This window comes from Paenibacillus gyeongsangnamensis, from assembly GCF_027533625.1.
Lineage (GTDB): Bacteria > Bacillota > Bacilli > Paenibacillales > NBRC-103111 > Paenibacillus_G > Paenibacillus_G gyeongsangnamensis.
Genome location: NZ_JAQAGZ010000013.1, coordinates 100,254 through 120,556, shown reverse-complemented (window position 1 = coordinate 120,556; position 20,303 = coordinate 100,254). Strand labels below are relative to the sequence as shown.

Annotated in this window: 14 protein-coding genes and 1 pseudogene; 4 read left to right on the top strand and 11 right to left on the bottom strand. The window is 58.4% G+C overall.

Annotation, left to right across the window (positions count from 1 at the left end):
* Positions 1 to 158: 158 nt before the first annotated feature.
* From O9H85_RS20205 to O9H85_RS20170, 8 genes are all read right to left on the bottom strand, one after another.
* Positions 159 to 851 carry a DUF429 domain-containing protein gene (locus O9H85_RS20205; protein WP_269883228.1) on the bottom strand — a complete coding sequence of 231 codons (693 nt, stop codon included), beginning with the start codon at positions 849 to 851 and terminating at the stop codon, positions 159 to 161.
* On the bottom strand, positions 842 to 1,201 hold the full coding sequence (locus O9H85_RS20200; RefSeq protein WP_269883227.1) for a hypothetical protein: 360 nt from the start codon (positions 1,199 to 1,201) through the stop codon (positions 842 to 844). Before O9H85_RS20200 ends, O9H85_RS20205 begins: the two co-directional genes overlap by 10 nt.
* Positions 1,202 to 1,229: 28 nt before the next feature.
* Entirely contained in the window at positions 1,230 to 1,913 is a 684-nt protein-coding gene (locus O9H85_RS20195; protein WP_269883226.1) for a glycoside hydrolase family 88 protein, read from the bottom strand.
* Between the two features lie 1,564 nt (positions 1,914 to 3,477).
* Positions 3,478 to 5,007 (bottom strand): type 2 periplasmic-binding domain-containing protein, encoded by a 1,530-nt coding sequence (locus O9H85_RS20190; protein ID WP_269883225.1) that lies wholly within the window; start codon positions 5,005 to 5,007, stop codon positions 3,478 to 3,480.
* 166 nt (positions 5,008 to 5,173) lie between these two features.
* Entirely contained in the window at positions 5,174 to 7,519 is a 2,346-nt protein-coding gene (locus O9H85_RS20185; RefSeq protein WP_269883224.1) for a helix-turn-helix domain-containing protein, read from the bottom strand.
* An 82-nt stretch (positions 7,520 to 7,601) separates the two neighbouring features.
* Positions 7,602 to 8,468 (bottom strand): carbohydrate ABC transporter permease, encoded by an 867-nt coding sequence (locus tag O9H85_RS20180; protein WP_269883223.1) that lies wholly within the window; start codon positions 8,466 to 8,468, stop codon positions 7,602 to 7,604.
* Positions 8,469 to 8,480: 12 nt separating this feature from the next.
* A complete protein-coding gene (locus O9H85_RS20175; RefSeq protein WP_269883222.1) occupies positions 8,481 to 9,458 on the bottom strand; it encodes an ABC transporter permease in 978 nt (325 codons plus the stop codon).
* A 4-nt stretch (positions 9,459 to 9,462) separates the two neighbouring features.
* Positions 9,463 to 12,735, bottom strand: coding sequence for a glycosyl hydrolase (locus O9H85_RS20170; protein WP_269883221.1), 3,273 nt, complete (start codon positions 12,733 to 12,735; stop codon positions 9,463 to 9,465).
* Positions 12,736 to 13,010: 275 nt separating this feature from the next.
* Between O9H85_RS20170 and O9H85_RS20165 the strand changes: the two genes are divergently transcribed.
* Complete coding sequence (locus O9H85_RS20165; RefSeq protein WP_269883220.1) at positions 13,011 to 13,961, top strand: hypothetical protein; 951 nt, start codon at positions 13,011 to 13,013, stop codon at positions 13,959 to 13,961.
* On the opposite strand, the gene O9H85_RS20160 is transcribed toward O9H85_RS20165, so the two are convergent.
* Positions 13,958 to 14,578, bottom strand: a complete 621-nt coding sequence (locus O9H85_RS20160; protein WP_269883219.1) for an SGNH/GDSL hydrolase family protein — start codon at positions 14,576 to 14,578, stop codon at positions 13,958 to 13,960. The genes O9H85_RS20165 and O9H85_RS20160 overlap by 4 nt on opposite strands.
* A 150-nt stretch (positions 14,579 to 14,728) precedes the next feature.
* Between O9H85_RS20160 and O9H85_RS20155 the strand changes: the two genes are divergently transcribed.
* On the top strand, positions 14,729 to 15,907 hold the full coding sequence (locus O9H85_RS20155; RefSeq protein ID WP_269883218.1) for an oxidoreductase family protein: 1,179 nt from the start codon (positions 14,729 to 14,731) through the stop codon (positions 15,905 to 15,907).
* Between the two features lie 14 nt (positions 15,908 to 15,921).
* Here O9H85_RS20155 and O9H85_RS20150 read toward each other — a convergent pair whose 3' ends face one another.
* On the bottom strand, positions 15,922 to 17,229 hold the full coding sequence (locus O9H85_RS20150; RefSeq protein ID WP_269883217.1) for an ABC transporter substrate-binding protein: 1,308 nt from the start codon (positions 17,227 to 17,229) through the stop codon (positions 15,922 to 15,924).
* A gap of 194 nt (positions 17,230 to 17,423) precedes the next feature.
* Here O9H85_RS20150 and O9H85_RS20145 point away from each other — a divergent pair, with 194 nt between their 5' ends.
* The gene (locus O9H85_RS20145; RefSeq protein WP_269883216.1) at positions 17,424 to 18,428 is read left to right on the top strand and encodes a LacI family DNA-binding transcriptional regulator; all 1,005 of its coding nucleotides are present in this window, start codon (positions 17,424 to 17,426) and stop codon (positions 18,426 to 18,428) included.
* 221 nt (positions 18,429 to 18,649) lie between these two features.
* On the opposite strand, the pseudogene O9H85_RS20140 reads toward O9H85_RS20145, so the two are convergent.
* Positions 18,650 to 19,780: pseudogene (locus tag O9H85_RS20140) on the bottom strand (serine hydrolase domain-containing protein).
* Between the two features lie 301 nt (positions 19,781 to 20,081).
* Between O9H85_RS20140 and O9H85_RS20135 the strand changes: the two are divergent.
* Positions 20,082 to 20,267, top strand: a complete 186-nt coding sequence (locus O9H85_RS20135; protein ID WP_269883215.1) for a hypothetical protein — start codon at positions 20,082 to 20,084, stop codon at positions 20,265 to 20,267.
* Positions 20,268 to 20,303: the final 36 nt, after the last annotated feature.

Genomic DNA, 20,303 nt, shown 5'->3' with positions numbered 1-20,303 from the left:
CATCTTCCACCAGGATAAACGGCTACGCCGTCCTTGTCTTACAAGGACCAGCGCGTTTATCAAGGTTGATGCGAAGCTATAAGTTGCGAAAAACTTATAAATTCTTAACAACTAAAAAAACGGCCCGCCGAGCTTCCGATGCTCGGCGGGCCGCTTGCCTATAACCGGCTAATCCGGCCGAGCCGGTCGTAAAACCAGACGGCACAGAGCAGCCCTGTACCGTCCCGCTCCTCCGCCTCCGGCACGCGCTGCAGGCGGCCGCCGCTCAGAAGCGCGCTGACCGCCAGCGCGAGCGCGTCGACGACGTCGTCGCGGGCAAGCTCGCTGCGGCGGTGTACCGCCAGCGCAGACTCCACCAGCGCGCCAGCCGCCGGGAACACGCCGCTGAGGTGCGTGACCCGCTCCCGATAGCCGTCCGCGGTCTTCTTGCCGTGGGCCATCGGCTCACCGAACAGTATCGCCAGGCACAGCTCCGGGTGTGACTCGCGCAGCCGCTCCCGCACCGCAACGCCTTCTCGCTGGAGCAGCGCATCCAGCTCGCGGATCTTCCCCGTCAGATTCCATGACTGGCGGGACAGGCCTCGCCCGGTGCGCTCCCGCTGCAGCGCGTTCGCCTCGGCATAGCCGGAGGCGCCCAGTACGCAGCGCGCGGGCGCCGGGAATACGCTCGAGGCGCGGCCGGGCTTCAGCATCGCCCGCGCCAAGCGGTCGCACCGGCGGCCTTCGGCTGCATCCGTCAGCCCGATCGGCATGTCGACGAGCAGCAGCTCGGCCTCCCGGTGCGCGGCCCATACCGCCGCCATGTCCGGGTGAACCGACACGCGCCAGCCGCCGTGCTCGGTCAGCTCCACGGCGACCCAGCCGCCCCGGCAGCCGTCCACGCCCACGTAGCGCCGGCCGCCGGTCGGCTGGACCGCGACTTCCACCGCAGCCTCGCACTCGCTCCCGCCGATCGGCCCGCTCCCACTTCGCTCCACGCCGCCGCTTCGTTCCACGCTGCCGCTTCGCTCCACGCCGCCACTTCGCTCCACACCGCCGCTTCGCTCCACACTGCCGCTTCGCTCCACGCCTTCACTACGCTCCACACTGCCGCTTCGCTCCACGCCTTCATTTCGCTCCACGCCACCGTTTCGCACCGGGCCTTCCGCTTCGTCTTTGCCCGTCTCCGCCAGCCTTGCCTGCGATCCCTCCATGCCTTCACACTTCCTTCTCCCAAGGCTCATCCCCGATCAACGAGCCCCGACCGGTTCATCCTTATCATACCGCAGGCTCTTCAGCCATGCATTTAGCTGCAGCACCTCGATGCCCGCCAGCATCACGATGCCGGTGCCGTGCGTATCGTTCAGCAGCCAGGACAAGTCGTCCTTGTAGTAGGCGGCATTGTAGGAATAGCCCGAACCGCGGCACACGCCGTAGACGTTGCCGAGCTTATCGATCGAGATGCGGGTGAGACCCTTCCAGCCGCGGTGAATCGCCTCGATGTACGGGTCCGTTTCCTTCAGCCAGCCGAAACGGACGCCCCGCGCGAAGGCATACAGGAACATCGACGTGCAGGACGTCTCTTCGTACGACTCGGGATCGGTCAGTACCTGATGCCAAAGCCCGTTTACGCCCTGCAATCGCAAATACCCCTCGCACAGCTCCCTGAAGAAACCGATCATCGCCTCCCGGCCTTCCATTCCTTCCGGCATGACGGCGAGCAGCTCGGACAGCGAGAACAGCACCCAGCCGTTCCCGCGGCCCCACGCCACCTTCGTCGGCTTATCTACCACGAAATCATAGACGTGCGACATGATCTTCAGCTCGGGCATATACAGCCGCTTCTTGTACTGGATGAACAAATTGGCAGCATCCTCCAAATACCGCGCCTCTCCCGTTCTCGAATAAGAGCGGCAAAGGAACGGGACGCTCATGTAGAGATCGTCGCACCACAGGGTCGCATGCCCCTGCTTCGGATTTCGGTACAGCGAACTCCAGCCGATCCTGCCGGTGACTGATGTAATCGGCGATTACGTCCGCGATTTCCTCCGCTCCGCGAAGCTCCCGGTCCTGAAGCGCCAGCAGCATCGTCGCGCCGAAGGAGCCGCAGTCGTCCAGACTGTCCAGCGTCGTCAGCGTATTCAGAACGCCCGAAGCGCCGAACCGTTCGCGGTCCCAAATCGCGTAGCGGTACAAGGAAGTGCAAGTCTCGATATGCTTATAAACGTAGTCCGTCAGATCGGCGCGCCCGATCAGCTTCCCGGTCTGATATAAGCCGTACAACGTAACGCCGAGCGGATAATTCCATTTGCCGAACAACGGATTCTCGGCATACTGGCGAACCCACGTGTTCGACGCATCCAGTCTCCAGAACGTGAGCCCGTCCTGAGCCGCGCCTGCTTCGACTCCTTCGAGCGAAACCGCAGCTTCCCTGCCCAGCTCCAGATACAGCCAAGCATCCCGGGCCCCTTGCACCGGATAAGGCAGCTCCAGAGCGGTCCCTGGAGGGAGCGGGTCCAGCCGGAAGCCCCAGTCGCCCTCCCCGCTGCAGCGAATCGTCAGATCATGCTCGCCGTAGCCTAGAAACACCTTGCCGCGGAACGCACCTCCCGCTTTCTGCTCCAGAACGGCCTCGCCGTCTACGAATACGGCCACCGCTCCGCCGCTCGAGCCGCTCAGCTCCACCTCGCGTTCGCCCTGCCACAGGCAACGCAGCTTCGTCCAAGCGAGCGCCGTCTGCTCCTCTCCCGTGCCGAAGATCCGCGCCATCGGCCGAAGCGCCTGTTCCTCCGGGCCCCACCCCAGCTCCGGGTACCAGACGGCGCCGCTTCCCGACTCGGACCAGCCCTCAGCCGGCAGCTCATCCCAGGTCCGATCCTGCGGCTCGGAATAAATCCAGCCCTCGTGCCCAGCCCGCTCCGGCGACGGCGCCAGCACATGCATCGGATTGCTCTTGTAGGAGCCCGGCCCGAACGAGCCGCCGCAGCCCGATTCCGTCTTGATGAACTGCAGCACCAGGTGGTTCCACCCCCGATTCATCGGAATGCCGACCGTATGGCGGCGCTCCGGATGCAGCTCGTCCACGATGTTCGCCTTAAAGAGCCGCTGGCCGTTCACGAACAGCTGCATCGGGCCGTAGCAGTGCAGCGCGTAAGGCAGCTGGCTCGGCTGATCGCTCCATACCTTGGCCCAGGCATATACGACTTGTCCGTTCTTTAGGCCAGGCAGCCGCTCTACAAGATTGAAATCGTAGCTATAATCGTACTTTCTCCCGATCCCGTCTGCGCAGTATGCCCGATAAGTCATCGGCTGCGCCGGGTTGCTCCCCACATAACGCCCCGCAATGGCGGCCAGAACGTCCCCTACATGCTCCCCGCATTTGCTGTAAATACTTTCGTTTTCTTCAAAATACCGTGTCACGACGCACCATTCCCTTCATTCAAAATTCCGATTCGGAAAAAAAGAGGAGGTCAGGTCCCCCTGCCCCCAAATTATCGCTTACTTGCCTGCGCTGCGTTTCTGGTAAGCATCGGTCATTTCCTGGCTCATCTTGGCGACGTCCTGATCAGCCTTGAGCTTCGCTACCAGATCGTCCCACGCAGTGATCGGATCGCGTCCGAGAATGATCTTGGTTTTCGCGTCCTGCACCTTCTTGTTCAGCTCGGGAAGAATTTTTTGCGCCGTCGGAGAGTAGAGGCCGATGCTGACGTCCGCCGCGCTGTTCTTCGCCCGCTCGTCCTGGATTTTCTTAAACAGATCGTTGACTTCCTTCGGGAAATACACCTTGGTCGAGCTGGCATACGGGTCGGCCACATAGACGATTTGGTTAAAATCCGGACCGTTGTCCTTCGTCAGCTGCTCGGTATTGATCACCTTCACGCCGTCCTTGACGGTATAGTCAGTCCCCTCGATCCCGTACTGCTGAATAGCGAATACGTCGTCATTCATCCAAGTATCGATCAGCTTGAGGATGCGCTTCATCTTCGCTTCCGGTACGCTCTTCGGAATCGCCATGAGCCCGTTAAAGCCCGGCCCCTTCGGGTTGTATCCGTTAATGCTCGTCACCGGATAAAAGTCCGTCTGCTTGAAGTTCGGATCGATCGCCTTCAGTTTGTCATAGTAGTCCGACATCGTGCCGGCCTTATCGACGATCATGCCGGCCTTGCCGCCCCTGAACAGGTCGTTCGATTGGGACAGCTTCAAGGAAGCGTAATCCTCCGGAATGAGCTTTTCCTTGTACATCTTCGCCTCGAATTCGAGCGATTTGCGCATTTCCGGCAGAAGCGCCGTGTAAACGAGCTTGCCGTCCTGCAGCTTCCACAGCCCGTTCACGCCGGTGAAGCTGTTCTCGATCTGGCCGAGCGAGCCCATATCGCTCGGATTGACATAGGTGGTGTACGGAATCGCGCCGTTGCCGCCTGGATTTTTGTCCGCAAAGGCTTTCATGACGGTGTATAATTCATCGGTCGTCGTCGGCACCTTCAGACCGACCTTATCCAGCCAGTCCTTCCGGAGAATGAAGAAAGGATCGGCTTCGGACGGACGCGGACGCGGAACGCCGTAATTTTTGCCGTCCTGCATTTTCGTCAAATCCCATGCCGTTTTGGAAATTTTGGAAGTCAAGTTCGGATAATCTTTAAGAAATGGAGTGATATCCCAGAAGGCGCCCTGAGTTACCGCGTTGCGGAATACGGGAGCGAACGGGTCCCTAATAAAGGTGAGCTCCGGGATGTCGCCGGATGCCAGCGTCACGTTCAGCTTGTCGTCGTAGTTGTTCCCAGATACCCACTGAATTTTGAGCTTCGAGTTTGTCGCTTTCTCGATCGTCTGCTTGATCTTGTTATCGTCTTGAGGCGGGGTCGGGCTTAGCAGAATCGACATAATGCTGACGTCCAGCGTTCCCTCGGCGCCGGTGCCCTGCCCTGTAGCCGTGCCCTTCGAGCCTCCGCAGGCGGTCAGCAGCGCGGAGAGCGCAAGCGCTGCGGCCAGCGCGCCGGCGGCGGTTTTTGCCGTTCGTTTGTTATTCATCTTAAGATCCTCCCTTTGTCATTCGGTATATGGTGCAGCTATCTTAAGTCCGACAATACCGGAACCGGAAGTTTGCAGGCAATCGTACTCTTTTGTACCCCGCCGACGAAGCCCTGATGGCGCTTGTTAGACTTTGTTGCAGCCCTTATACATCCATGCAAGGCTTTTAAGGACGGTTCATTTCGCGGAATTGGCTCGGCGTGATGCCCTCGTATTTCTTGAAGATCCGGTTAAAATACGTATGCTGATAGCCGACCCGTTCGGCCACCTCGCCCATCTTCAGATCCGTCTCGCGCAGCAGCGTCTTCGCGTTGTCAATCCGGATTTGCGTCAAATAATCGATGAAATTAATCCCCGTAATTTGCTTGAATGCCCGGCTGAGCGTGTAAGGGCTCGTGCCGAATTGCTCCGCACAGGAATCAAGGGACAGCACGGTCATATATTGCTCTCTCAGATGAAGGATCACCTGTTCCACCATCTGCTTCAGGTGGAAATCCTGGCGGCTGATCAGCTCGGCGACGTACACGCCCACCACCTTCATCTTGAACCACTTCAGCATCTCCTCCGGCTCCTTGATTTGAGACAGCTGCTCGAACAGATTGACGCTGCCGAACAGGTGTACGGGGTTCATGCCCGATTGAAGCACCGTATACCGGATGCTGCCGAGCAGCTGCATCATGCCCTGCTGGACGACGAGCTCGGTCGAGCCGGAATCCGACAGCTCCTTCATGAACTGCCCGATCAGTTCGGCGGCTTCGTCCTCCAATCCGCTGCGGATCGCATGGATGATTTCTTTTTCCAGGGTAAAAGGATAGCTGCTTTCCATCATCGGGTTCGTCTTCGGAAGCTGGTCGGTCTTAATGATCTGATTCTCGTCGGAAAGATCGCGGTACATAAGCGCCTGTTTCGCCTCCTCGAACAACAGCGGAATCTGCTTTGCCTGATAGCCCCATTTGCTGATCGACACCGTTACCTGCATCTTCAGGATGCGGCTGATCGTCCGGGTTACTTCCTCGCAGAAGGGGCTCAGGTCGTCGTCCAGCCAGCCGGTCGGGTGATCGGACGGAAAGGAAAGCAGCAGCCCGATCGAGAAGTTGTGGAAATTGACGATTTCCGACTGCTCGTATTGCGTGCCCGTTAATTCCTGGATGATATTGTCGGCCGCGAACGTGACCAAATCCTCGTCTCCCGGCGAGAAACGGCCCCCTAGACTGGAAAAGCCGGTGAGCTGGAACATCAGCGCAACGAACTGCCGACCCTCCGCGTTCCACCCGTAATGCTTCATCCTCTCCCTGATGTCATTCTCGCTGAGCGAGTAGAGATAGCCCTGGACGAGCTGCAGGAAAAAGCCCTCGCGCAGCAGCGGAAGCTGCTCGTTCAGCTTGGAGCGCATCGATTCGCTCTCCTTGGACAAGTGGGTCCACTGCTTCTCGAACAGGTCGAATTCGTCGCTGAGCTCCGTCCCCTTCTCCCCCGACAGCAGCCGTACGAGACGTTCGACCGGAGAATAAATGCGGTGGGAGACGAACCAGGACATGATCAGCGCGAGCAGCAGCGCGGACAAACTGATATACAGAATCCATTTGGACACCAGCACGACCGGTGCCGTAATCGTCGATAGAGGTGCTGCGGAAATATAAGTCCATGTCATGCCGAGACGCTTGAACTGACCGTAGGAAACCGAATAGGTTGTCTTGTTATACTTGAAAAGAAACGATTCCGACTGGGCGCTGTGCTTGCCGAATTCCGTGACGAGCGACTGGTCCAGCCCGGTGGGCGCATCGCCGCTGCCGGATAGCCTCCATCCTCCGTCCCCCGTCATCAGAATCGTTTCCCCTTCATTGTAGGGAGTCAGCGTCTTAAGCATCTTCATCAGGTAATCCTGATTGATCGTCGCCACGATGGCGCCGAACGGTTCGGTGCTTCCCCCCGGAATTTTGTTGACGAGCGACAAAGCGGCGGGACGGCCGGGAAGCGGTTTCGTCTGTGAGAGCGGATATTCGTTCGTCCAGAATACCGACTTCGGCTGCTTCAGCAGCGATTCGTACGGCGCTTGGACACTGTTCTGGTCGAGATAAGCAAAGCGCTCCTTATTGATGATCACGGGGCGCGGCTTATCCAGAAACAGCTCCACCCGCTCGAGCAGCGGGTGGGCTCCCTCCATCACAAGCAGCGTCCGATACAGCTCCTGCACCTGCTCGAACTGATGGGTAATATCCAGATTTTTCAGCCGGTCGTCGAACTTCGGATCGAACGCCCAGTGCGAGAACGTGAGCTCCAGATAGGCCAGCTGCTCGTCGATGTTCTCGGCACGCTGCTTGATTTGATTCTGATGAAGCCGCTGCAGCTCTCCCTCCATGTTGTTGGAGGCGATCCAATAAATGCCTACGCCGATGATCAGCCCGGGAATGCTGGCCATCAGCAGCATCATGGTCAGGCTCCGGCGGAAGAAGCGGCTGTTGTATTTGTACTTCTTGACATAGCGGAGCCAGGATTGGAACCATCCGTTCATGCTGCTCACCTCTGGGCTGTTTTTTGTTAACCTTCTTCGACAGCCGGCTCGCCGACTCCTCCCTGGGCGCAGCTTGGTACTTCTAACCTTTGACCGATCCAACCATCGCACCCTTGGCAAAATGCTTCTGCAGGAACGGATAAACGAGCAGAATCGGTACGGTAGCTACAATCACCGCGGCCATCTTCAGCGTTTCCGTCGGCGGCGCGACGGCGGAGGCGTCCGCCATCAGATCGGAATTGTTGGCGTTGAGCAGCATATTTTGCAGCATGACCTGAATCGGCCATTTGGAGGCATCATTGATATAGATCAGGGCGTTAAAGAACTGATTCCAGTAGCCGACCGCATAGAACAAGCCGAACGCAGCCAGCGAAGGGAGCGACAGCGGCAGGATGATGCGGAACCAGATGGACAAATCGTTGCAGCCGTCCATCGCGGCGGATTCCTCGAGCTCCGCCGGAATGCTGTCGAAGAAGCCCTTCATCAGAATAACGTTCCAGCCGCTGGCCAGCGCCGGCAGGATCAGCGACCACAGGCTGTTGATCAGGTGCAGTTGCCGGATCAGAATATAGTTCGGAATAATGCCCGGACTGAACAGAATCGTGATCAGAATAAGCAGCAGGATCGCCTGCCGTCCGCGCAATCTTTTGCGGGAAAGCACGTAAGCCAGCGCCGCCGTCACGACGAGCGAGCAGGCCGTTCCGACAACGGCGAGATAGGCGCTGACGCCGAGCGAACGCGCGAAGGCCGGGGTCGACAGCAAGTATTTATAAGAGGCCAAGGACCATGTTTGCGGGAATAAAACGAAGCTTTTCCTCAAATATTCCGTCGGATCGGTGAACGACACCGCGAAGACGTAGTACAGCGGGAAGAACGTCACGACGGCGATCAGACCCAGCAGCAGCAGATTGACAACGTTGAATATGCGGTCACCTATGGTGATTCTCATGAGATCCCTCCTTTAGTATACGCCATCCTCGCCCATTTTTTTGGCAATCCAATTGGAAACGATTACTAGAAGCAGCCCGACCACGGATTTGAATAATCCGGCGGCCGTACTATAGCTGAACTGACCCTGCTGGATGCCGACCCGGTACACGTACGTATCGAACACCTCGGCCACCTGCGAAACCGCTCCGTTATACATAAGGAAAATCTGCTCGAACCCGACGTCCATAATATGTCCGAGCCGGAGAATCAGCAGCACCACGATGACGTTGCGGATCGCCGGCAGCGTGATGCTCCACATTTGGCGGAACCGGCCGGCGCCGTCGATTTTGGCCGCTTCGTAGACCGAAGGATCGACGCTTGCCATCGCCGCCAGGAACAGGATCGTCCCCCAGCCGCACTCCTTCCAGATCGACTGGAGGGTGAGCATCGGCCAGAAGGCGTCCGGGTTCGTCAGCACGTCGATTCGCTCCGCGCCCAGCCCTGCCAGCATCTTGTTCACGAGCCCGTCCCCTTTGGCGAAGAGCAGGAACGTCAGCCCCGAGATGATCACCCAGGACAGGAAGTGCGGCATATAGACGATCGATTGCACCACCCGTTTGTACACCGTGCTCCGGACCTCGTTCAGCAGCAGCGAGAGCACGATCGGGAGCGGGAAGAACAGGACGAGATTCATCAGGCTGATGCCCATCGTATTGCGGAACAGCATCATAAAGTCGGGATTCGAGAAGAAGCGCCTGAAATGGTCGAAGCCGACCCACTCGCTGCCGGTCATTCCGGTGAAGGGCGAGTAATTCTGGAACGAGATAATGACGCCCCACATCGGGACATATTTAAACACCAGGAAAAACAGCAGTCCGGGCAAAGCCAGGAGATACAAATATTTATCTCTCTTAAGGTCCACTCCCAGTCTGCGCCATGTGGAGGAGCGTCCCCGCGGGCGCTCCGTCCTGATAGGGGAAACCGTACTCGGTTGATTCGCAGCTGCCATAACGTTACCCCTTCCTTTCTTGAACCGGTAATAAAGCATGCTTGTCATCTGCAAAATATTTCCCTTCCAGCAGCCCGATCAAGGTGTTCGTTACGCGCACCTCCACCCGGTTCTCTCCCTGCCGGAGCAGCGATGCATCGCCTTCGAAGCGGTAAGGCGACCAGGTGCGGACGCCGAGCGTCTGCCCGTTGACCAGCACCTCGGCACAGTCATGGAAGCTCGGATCCCAGCCGTTGAAGCTGAGCTCGAACGTCCCGGAAGCCGGAAGCGCGGGCAGCTCCATGGTCCGCGTGAACGCGAAGGTACCCGCGTAGTAAGGATAATCCGGGTAAGGACCCGCTTGCAGTGGCAGTTTCCGCCAGGAGACCCGGGTGAGCTCCGGCCGGGAGACGTCGTCGAATCGCACGCCGAAATCTCCGGTAAGATACAGCGCATCTACCACGCCGTCCCAATCGTGCTCGATCCGTACCTCGACGCTCAGCTCGTTCAGTCCTTCCTTCACAAGTGCGGCGATATCTTGGGCGATGTTCCGGTGATCGTACAGGAACACCGGCTCGAACCGTCCGTCCTCCAGCGGCTGCCCGTTGACCCGGATCACCGCTTGGCCCGAAATCGCGCCGCGGTCCATTAATAGCCCGAGCCGTTCCGGCAGGTCCTTCACGATAAACCCGGCTGTGTACCTCACGGTCAATGGATACGCCATATCCAGGATCATCGGCGTACCGAACATCTGCTTCATGCGCACGGGCATCGCCGCGGAGGCCGTCAGATCGGCGCATTGATCGATGAACGTTTTGACCGGCACGGACGTGCCTTCCGCTATAAGCTCGCTGCCCGCCCCGAGGATTTCCATCCGGAACGTGTCGAAGCGGACGGCGTTCGGCCCGAGCGCCTCCAGCTCCCAAGGAGCCGACGCGTCGATCTCCCAAGTCCAAGCGGTATCGGCTGAGACCGGCTGCGGCTGCTCCTTCTCGGCCGAACGCACGGCTTCGATCAGACGCGATTCGTAGGGCGCAAGCGTCAGCCGCACCGTCCAGCCTGTTCCTTCCGCCCGGCCCTCCAGCGGCCTTGCTTCGCCGTCATCGAGAGACAGCTCGCGGAAGGCGACTGCCGTGCGGTTATGCGCGTCTTCCGTTCCCCACAAGCCCGGCTCCAGCCGCAGCTTGATTTCCCGCGGCTCCGCCTCCTGGTTGCTGACGAAAACGAGCGCCTCAGCCCGGCCCACCCGCCGCGATTGGAGCAGCAGCCCCCATTCGCCGCAAGCCGGCAGCACGCGGACGGGAAGCGGCTCCAGCGCGTTCAGAAGCGCCGTGAACGGCTCCAGTACGGCCTTCGCATCCGCCGCTGCCGCGAAGGGCAGGTAATAAGCGTCTCCCGCACCTTTATATTGCTGCAGGCGGCCTTCCGGCCGCCGCCAGAAGCCTGCCTCCACGACGCCGCCGGGCACGCCGAACGCCGCCGCTGCAGTATCCGGGCCGACCCCCGGTTCGATCGTCTCATACGGCAGCTGCCCGAGGCTGACCACCTTGCCGCCCCGCGCCAGGAACGCTTCGATCTTGGCCCAGGCACCGCTCTCCAGATTGGTCATCGGGGGCAGAATCAGAAGCGAGTATTCCGCCTTGCCGAGCCGGATGGTACCGTCTCCGATCTCGGCCTCCGCCAGCAGCTCGGGATCCAAATGATCATAGTCGCGCCCTTCCCGCGTCAGCTCGTTGCAGATGCGGAGCCACCAGATCCGCAGCACCTCCAGCCGCTCCTTCTCCCCTTCGTCCTTACCCCCGTACGAGAAGCCGTGGAACGGATTGCCCATCTTCGTCCACATCGAGGTCACTGGCTGCAGCACCGCCGCCGAGATGACCGCTTCCCCGCTGCTCATGACGTAGCTGATCCGGCCCGTATAATCGCCGAGCTTCCGGAAGTGCGGCCAGTAAGGGTTCTGCAGAAACTGGGAGGGAGGCGCATCATGCTGCGTCAGCCCGTCGACCGTGTAGAAAAATGCATGGAAATTGAAAAAGTTCGTCCCCTGCGCCGCCATCCGATCGATCATCCAGCGAGCGTCCTGCAGCGTCATCGACCAGCCGACGCTGTGGAAGCATTCGATCAGATTCCGTTCCCTTCCGAGCTGGCGCGCCAGGGAGCTGACCATCTTCGCATTGCTGCGAAAATTCGTCTGCTGGTAATTCAAGATCCAGTCGAGCGACCGGCCCAGCTTCTCATGGGCCGTATCCCCGCCGGGTACATGGCTGAACAGCTGCGTCGTATGCCTTACGGACGGCACCTCGGCCACATACTGCAGACCGTGCTCCTCGCACCAGTCGTGCACCTGCTTGTGATACGTCTCCCGAAGCAGCAGATGAACCGACTGGTAATAATCGTAGCGGATGCGCGCCGCATCCTCGGCTTCGGGATCGATCAGCGCGTGCAGATTCGCGAGCAGGTCGTACCCGCAGTGTTCCCGGAAGAAAGCCGCGAGCGCCGGCGACCAGGGGATGCCGCCGAGCAGGCCGATCTCGTCGGTGAACATGCCTTTAATCGTCGTGCCGAAGTATTCGCCCAAATGGCGGGCGTATTGATCGTGAGTCAGCCGGATGAACGCCGCCATCGCTTCCTTATGGCATGGATCCACGAATGTGCCGTAATATTTGAAATCCTCGATTTCCTTCTCCTGCACGATCAGCACTTCCCATTCCCCCGAAGGGGCGATCCATTCCAGCTTCATCTTGGTCCGATAAGTGAAGAAGCGCTTCTGGTTATAAGCCGTTAGTCCGGCCTTCTGAAATATCGGCTCCGCCTGAATGTTGCCGATGGCCTCCCGGATCGGCATCGCCTTGTCATATCGCTTCTTCCCGTCTTCTCCGATCGGGATGGCCTGCGCGTACAGAATGCGCGCCCAAGGCAGCTCAAGCGAGAGATGCTCCCCGCCGCTCACCCGCCGCGAGGTCGGCACCAGCGTATAATGCTTGGCCTCGGGATGCTCCAGTGTCACCTCGCCTCCTGCGATGCCGCTAGGATACGGGTATTCGTCATACAGCCAGACGTGCAGCCCGTACCACTTCGCCGCTTCCACCGCGACGCGCACCTTTCCGAACCACGCCTCCGACAAATAAGGAACGGTAAGCCCCTGCCGGGCGCAGATGAAGAATCCGCCAAGCCCCTTATTAGCCATCTCCGCAATCTGATGCCGGATTTGATCGTCCTCCATGTCCCCGTTCCAAAACCAGAACGGATGGATGCGGTCTTCCGCCGCCGGCTGCTTGAATCGTTGCATATCGAGCATGGTATTCCCTCCTGAGTTCCGTTATGTGTCCTCACTATAGATCAGCATGCATTACCCGGCAATCATACTCTTTTGCCCCCTTGGAATTCGGCGGTTTTGTCCGGTTTAGACATTCTTGCACGCCTCAAACATCCTTGCAGCGGCAAGGCGGGAGGGTGCCTCAGCGGTAGGCACGGGTACAAGCGACATTTCCCAAAAACGCATAATCTGTAGGAAGGTTTGAGTAGATGCCAGGAAGCCGGGTTTGTTATTTTACCGGATTGGGAGTGGATAGAATGGCTAGAGGCATCCTGGATGTCATCGTTTCAGACAGTATGGACGACAATGAGATCATACTGGTCACGGAATGCTACAACGGATACGCAGAGGAACTGCAGACGATTGCCGAGGGAGCCGTCGTAACCTTGAAAAAAGGGGACTCGGAACGTGAGGTCAAGGTCCTCAGAGAAAAAGGGGACGAATGCGCCTTCCACTACATGGAGGTCGGGAATGAAACGGCAAGCGAGCTGGGGCTGGTGGACGGGGCCCGCTACCTGCTGGAGTACGATGCCGTCGACAGCACGATCAAGCTGACCCGGGTGAAAGTGAGCCGGGCGCAGGTCCCGGTCCGGGTCGATCGCACGAGCGCGGGCAAGGACCGCATCACGATCGGCTACTCGCTCCTGAGCCAGTTGGGGATGACAACCGACAATTCTAAGGCGGCCGTATTGAAGGATGGGAAGGAAACGGCGAAGCTGCGGTTCCATATTCCGGAGAACGAGCTGGACGGCAGCTTCCGCGTGCCTTCCTTCGTCGCGGCCATGTTCGGATTGCAGGACGGAGAGCTTTGCCAGTTGGAGTACAATCAGACGACCAAAGTGCTTCAATGTACGGACAAGGGACTCATGCTAAGCTGCCATGTGCTGAAGCCGCGGAACCGAAGCCGTTCTAAGTCTGCGGCCTCCGCCACCCGCAAGAAGCCTGCAAAGGGTCTGACCGTGACGACGGACCGGCCCCCCAGGCTGCCGCTGCGACAGGCGGGTCCGCGGAATGGGCTTCCGGCTTCACAGGAGCTGAAGCCTGCCATGAAGCCTGCGGAGGGAGTAGTCTTCGTCAAGCAGCCGCTTGTCCGGCAGAAGCCGGCGGCCTCCGGGAAGCGTCATCGGACTGCCGCTCTCCGCACACCTAGGGCGAACCGTCGGCCCGCCGGCCTCCTACTGGGCGTAAACGTGACCCCGGGCCGTTAACCTAAGTACTTTCCCAGATCCGCTGCTACGATCGCGGCCTGGGCTTTTTTGCCATCATCGTTATAGTGGAAGCCGTCCGGCAGACGGTATTCGGGATGCCCGAGCATCGGCTCGTACAAATCGTTCACAGGCAATGCGTTTTTCTCCGCAAGCCGCTTCATCACCTCGTTGCGTTCCAGCACCAGCGCATTCAGCTCCGGATGGAGGATACCTGCTTCCTGCTTCCTTGTCACCGGCGTGGAGAGCGCCAGCACGATCTTGGCTCCCCCATCTTCCCGGAGTTTCATCAATGCGGTCAGCACCCGATCCAGTCCCGCCTCATACGCTTCCGCCGACGAATGAAACCCGTGAAGACCGTTGTTGAACTGGATCACGCGATAGTTGTACCCGCTCTCTACCGTTACGTACCGAAGCTCCCTGGCGAAAGCCGGATTATCCAACCCTCTGGAGGAAGCCATCAGATCGATACTGGCAATTCCTTTAAATTCTTCCGCGATATGCGGGCGGTAGCCCTTCGTAATGGAGTCCCCGATGAGCAGAACCCTCGGCATATCCGTTTTATCCGCGTCATCCCAGCGGAATTCGCACCATTCGATTCGTTCCAGTTGGACCGTCATTTCTAACCCTCCGTTGCATCATAAGATTTATTTAGGCCTCCGATGAAGGAGCGAACGAATTCACGTTCCATCTCTTTTGAAATTGGCGATTGACGAAAACATTCGTTCGGCGGACAATAGGCTTACCCCAAATATTGGATAATTCAACCTATGTCTCTTGAAGCTTCAACCCTATGGACGCATGCGCCGGACACTGAACAGCTGCGCCGGGTGCTGCAGCGGATGCTCGAATCGGACGACCTCGCACTCCTGACCTGGAACAGCCACCCGATCGGTTCCCAGCACCCCAACCCCGTCACCGGGGGCGTCTACCGCTTCCGAGGAATGGCCGGGCTTCCCGGTTGTACAGCCTCATGGTCCGTCATCCTGAAGGTGAGCGTCCGCGACCCGGAGCGGGATCATCCCAGTCATTACAACTATTGGAAAAGAGAGGCGCTCATTTATCAATCGGGGCTCCTCGGCCGTCTCCCGGACCGGATTCGAGCTCCGCGATGCTACGGGGTGGAGGAACGTCCCGATGGCTCCATATGGCTTTGGCTCGAGGACATGGAGCATCTTCGGCAGGCCGACTGGTCGCTAACAAGCATGGAAGCGGCCGCCTTTATTGCCGGCCGGTTCAATGGAGCCTACCTGTGCGGACTGCCGCTGCCGGAGCCTTCCTTTCTCCGCTACAGCTGGATGGGCTCCTGGGTCTCCGTCTGCGAAGCCTATGCCTGCGGTTTGGCCGAGCAGGATGACGCCTGGACTGCAGCGGCGCAGCTCCCTTCCGGCTGGCAGGCAGCCCTTTCGTCCATCCGTTCCCGGTATCGGGAGAGCATGGGCGACAAGGGGCACCTGTTGGAAGCGCTGGAACGGCTCCCTCGCGTCTTCGTCCATCAGGATCTATGGCCTCCTAACCTTTACTTTCCAGAGGAAGGGGGCCATACGGACGCTTTGCACATCATCGATTGGCAGTTCGCCGGCATCTCCGGGATCGGGGAGGAGCTCGGGCGTTTCTACGGCCTATATCTGAGCAAAGCCGCTTCACACGGCCTCCAGCCTCCCAAAGACCGGCTCCTGGAGCAGTACCTCAAGGGACTACGGAAGGCCGGATGGAACGGCGATGAGCGGCTCGTCCGATTCGGTCTGAATGCTTCGGCCGGACTGCGGATCGTTATGGTGCTGCCGAAGCTGCTGAACGCGATAGCTGGGCTTGAAGGCGGCGGGTTTCGCTGCTTGGACAAAGCCGAGAAGCTTCGCCACACCGCGCTCGAGCTGCTGAACTGCCTGGAGGAAGCGAGCCAGCTGCTTCATGAACTCTGGCCCGGGGAAGCCGGCGGCCAATCTTAGCCTCCCCGGATCCCTTACTTTGAAGCGTCGGCGATGGCTTGGTTTACGAGCTCATCGGTCTCCCGGAGAATGGTGTTCACGTCGGTCCCGGTGAGCACCATTTTCTTGAACTTGGATCTCACGATTGAATAGGCGGAGGAGTCGAACCTCGTGATCGAAGGCGACGGCGGAGCCGGCTTGTTCCTGATGAAGCCGAGCCGGTTGCGATCCTTCAGGACATCGGCGTCCTTGCCGAATTCCTCCATGATCTTGGCATCCGTCAGCACCGACGTGTTGCCGTTCCTCGCAATCTGCTTCTGCGCTTCGTCCGAGAGCATGGCCGACAAGGCCAGGAATGCCTGGTCCTTATTCCTGCTCGTCGTTGAGATGAACCGGATGCCACCGTCCACTTGGGTTGTCACGCCGGGAGCTTCGGCGAATGAAGGCAGCGTGACCACATCGAAGTTAAGCCCTCCCTTCACGGCTTCCGGAAGCTTGGAGAAAATGGAGCTCGTGACATACATCGCCAAAGTCTTGTCCTTCAGGAACTGGTTCTGCCCCTGGCCGTACGTCTTGTCGTTCACTTCGTTGCCCGGAATCGCGAAGAAACGGGCGTAGTTCTCGAACATGCGCTTCCACTTCTCGTTATTGACAATCGCTTTCTTCGCGGCGCCATCCACCACAGACAGCGATAGCTGATTGGCCGTGAATTGGAAGCTGTCCTGGAAGTCGAAGCCCCGGTACTGTACACCGCCTTCCGACTTCGTCAGCTTCCTGGCCAAATCGTACACCTCGTCCCAGGTCATGCCGTCCTTCGGATAAGGAACGCTGAAACGATCAAAAATGTCCTTATTGTAATACATCATCACCACGTTGCCGGAGATCGGGAGCGCGGACAGCTTGCCGTCTCCGGACGCCTTGCGAACCGTATCGAGCACGACCGGACTGATCCTTCCGAGGTCCATGTTGAATGCCTTGACATAAGGAGTCAACTCCTCCGTCAGATTGAGTTCTTGGTATTTCGGGATGGAAGCGATCGCGTCGGTAATGATATCCGGCACGTTCCCGCTTGCGATCAAGTCCGGAATCTTGTTCTCGGCAGATACCATCTGCAGGCTGATGTGAGGATATTTCAGCTTCACGGGCTCGGCGACAAGCTTCTGAAACAGCTCATCCGACATGCTGGCCCACACCGTCAGAGTGACCGGATCGGTGTTGATTTTCTTTACATCGGCCGGAGCGTCGTCTTTGGGCGGGGCCGCTCCCCCGGAGCAGCCTTGCAGAGCCGAAGCAAGAAGCGCCAATGCAAGTGCCGATGCTGAGGCTTTCCTGGATATGTTCATTGGTCTGAACCTCCCTTGATTATGGATTACGCCTTGCTTCCTCACATTCTTTCACCTACATATGAAACGTTTCAGAAACAATTCACATTCTTATCATACAATGAATTCGCTTACAGTGGCAACGATAATTTGACAAGCGCTTGCCTGCTTTATATAACTAAGACAACAGAATCAATTTAGGATGTGTGGTCTCCATGTCAAAATTGCTTGAAGTCGCGAAGCTCGCAGGTGTATCCAAAGCGACGGTGTCGCGGGTCATTAACCACAGCGAGCTCGTCTCTCCCCGTGCCCGGGAGAAGGTATTGGCCGCAATGCAGACGCTTAACTTCCATTCGCAGGAGCTGAAGCGAACGCAGGAATCGAGCGCCATGCTCGGCCTGATTCTCCCCTTCGGCAGGGAAATCCGCGCCCATTCGTTCGGAATCGACATTCTGGCGGGGGCGGAGGAGAAAGCCTATGAGAACGAGTACATGATTCTGATCGGCAATTCGATCGGCGGCCGGGAGGGAACCCTGACTTCCAGCATGGTGAACCGCGGAGTGGAAGGCCTCATCCTGCTCAGCGGGGGGCCGGGCGAAACAGAGCATCTTCAACTGCTTCGAAGAAGCGGCATCCCCCTTGTGCTCGTGGATCAGAAGCTGGAAGGTGCTGACGCGCATCAGGTACGGGGCGACAACTTCGCGGGCAGCCTGCAGCTGATGAAGCATTTGCTGGATGAGGGACATACGCGGATCGCCCTGCTCTCGCCGGACAAATATTACACGCACAAGGAGCGGATCAAAGGCTTCCGCTTCGCGATGATGGAACGCGGTGCCATGCCGTCTTCCGACCTGGAAGTGCTGCTCTCCCCGAATGATGCGTATATGGACCGGCTGGAGACGCTGCTGGACGGCGAGCATCGGCCGACGGCTATTTTCGTGACGGATCCCGGGCTCCTCGAAGGCTTGCTCGAGCTGCTGAACCGGAAGAGGCTGCACATTCCCGAGGACCTCAGCGTCGTTACGTTCGATGACAACTACTGTTTCCTTCCAAGCGAGTATCGCGATTTCTTCACGTCCATCAATCAACCCGGCAAATTAATCGGGAGCCTGGCCGTCGAGCTGCTGTTCCGGCACTGGCGGACCCCCGATATGGAGATGCAGGAGGTCGTGCTGCCCGGCAAGCTGAACGTGCGGCGTTCGACCCGTTCTTTGCTGTAGGCCGCATTCCCATGAAGGCACCGCCAAAACGATCACCTTCACACCTGTCACTTCCCGGTACATCCCGCTCTTGGTACTCAGGGCCACCGATGAAGCGAATGTGAACGAATTCGAGGTTTACGCCGGCTAAGCCGAAATAAACGCCAAAACACCGGCTCTCTATCCAAGAAGGCCGGTGTTAACTTAAATGCCAATGAAAGTATGCTTACGACGAGCGAATATTATTCAAGACCTGACCAGATGATGTTTCTGGGCTGAACGACCGAAGCTTCACAGAATCGGATCAGCGACGGGACAAAATAAACGGCGACCAGCCGCTCGACCGGATCGATGAACAAGGCGCTCCTTCCCGCGCCTTCATGCGAGACCGTCTCCGGCGAGCACAGCCCGAGCCCCCTCATTTGGATGCCGAGTCCGTAGCGGATGGACGGAATCCTTGCCCCCCAGCTGAAGGCCGGTACATGCTGGAGATGATTCCGCGTCATTGCCTCCACCGTTTTCCGCCCGAGAATGCGAGCCCCTTCAAACTGACCTTGCTGCAAAATCATTTGACCCAGCTTCCATAAGTCGCGAAGGCAGGAGTACAATCCTCCCCCGGCTCTCGGAGGTCTGTTTCCCCCGCTGCCGCTGTCTTCCTCCGGCTTCAAACGTTTCAGGTCCCATTCGTTCGTTGCGCACACCTGATCGTGCAGACGCTCCGGCACTTGAAAAAAGGTTCGCTCCATGCCGAGCGGCTCTATGATGCGCTTCAGGACATACTCCTCGTAAGGCATGCCCGAGATTCGGGCAATCAGCTCGCCGAGAATGGTGAAGCCTGCGCTGGAATAGCTCCAGGCTGCGCCGGGCTCGCTCTGCAGAGGGCCCGCCAGCATCGCTTTGATTCAATCCTCCCGCTCCTCCGCCCACCAACCGCGCGGATAAGGCTCCGTGAAATAGCCCGGATCCGCCACCATTCCGGACGTATGAGTCAGCAGATGGAATACGGTTATGCCCTTGTGAACGGGATTGTCGAATTCCGGAATAAACTTGCTGACCGGAGAATCGGTCAAAATTCGGCCCTGCTCCACCAGCTGAAGAACCGCTATTGACGTGAATATTTTCGTAATCGAAGCGATTTGCCGGATGGAATCGGGCAGCAGCGCGCTGTCCGGATCGTCATAGCGCAGCGGCCCCATGGAGCGCCAAGCGAAAATTTGCCCATTGCGGGAAAGCAAATAGCTCGCGCACTGCAGCTGGTGATCGGCAATCAGTTTGCCGAAATGGCATTCCAGCTCCTCAAGCTTCGGCTCGTAGAAGCCTGCCGTCTCACATGTAACGTCTACAGCTCCATAGCGGATTTCGTGCGGATACACTTGTGTGGACACGTCGTCACCCCTGCTTTCGAGTGGAATAGATATGAGTCCTCGCACCGGATCGGGGGCATAAAGAGGTAATGGAGCATTCTTCAGCAGGTGCGCGGTTGATGCCTGGCGTAAAGAGGCTGGATGGATTATATGGAAAGGAGTTTATGTAATATTTATCCAACTATTCCATTGATTTTACACAAGCATTCCTTATCTGTCTACAGGTGAATTGGTTATGACGAATATTTTCGTCTTGATTTCTGTTCCGGGATGTTGTAAATTAAGTTCTAATTTTAAATGGTTACCGGCTTTGACCAAGGACACAGGCTTGCCTGACGATCGTCCCAGAGAGAGCGCACACGGCTGGAAGGCGCTCCGATCGCGGCAGGACTCCCGCCTTGCAGCCGCAGCGGGGAACTTTTTGGCTAGGCCCGTATCCGCTGCCGGGGAAACCCGTTATTTGTTAAGAAGACCGCTGCCTCACGGGCTGCGGTGAATTAGGGTGGTACCACGACGCGCTTTCGTCCCTGAC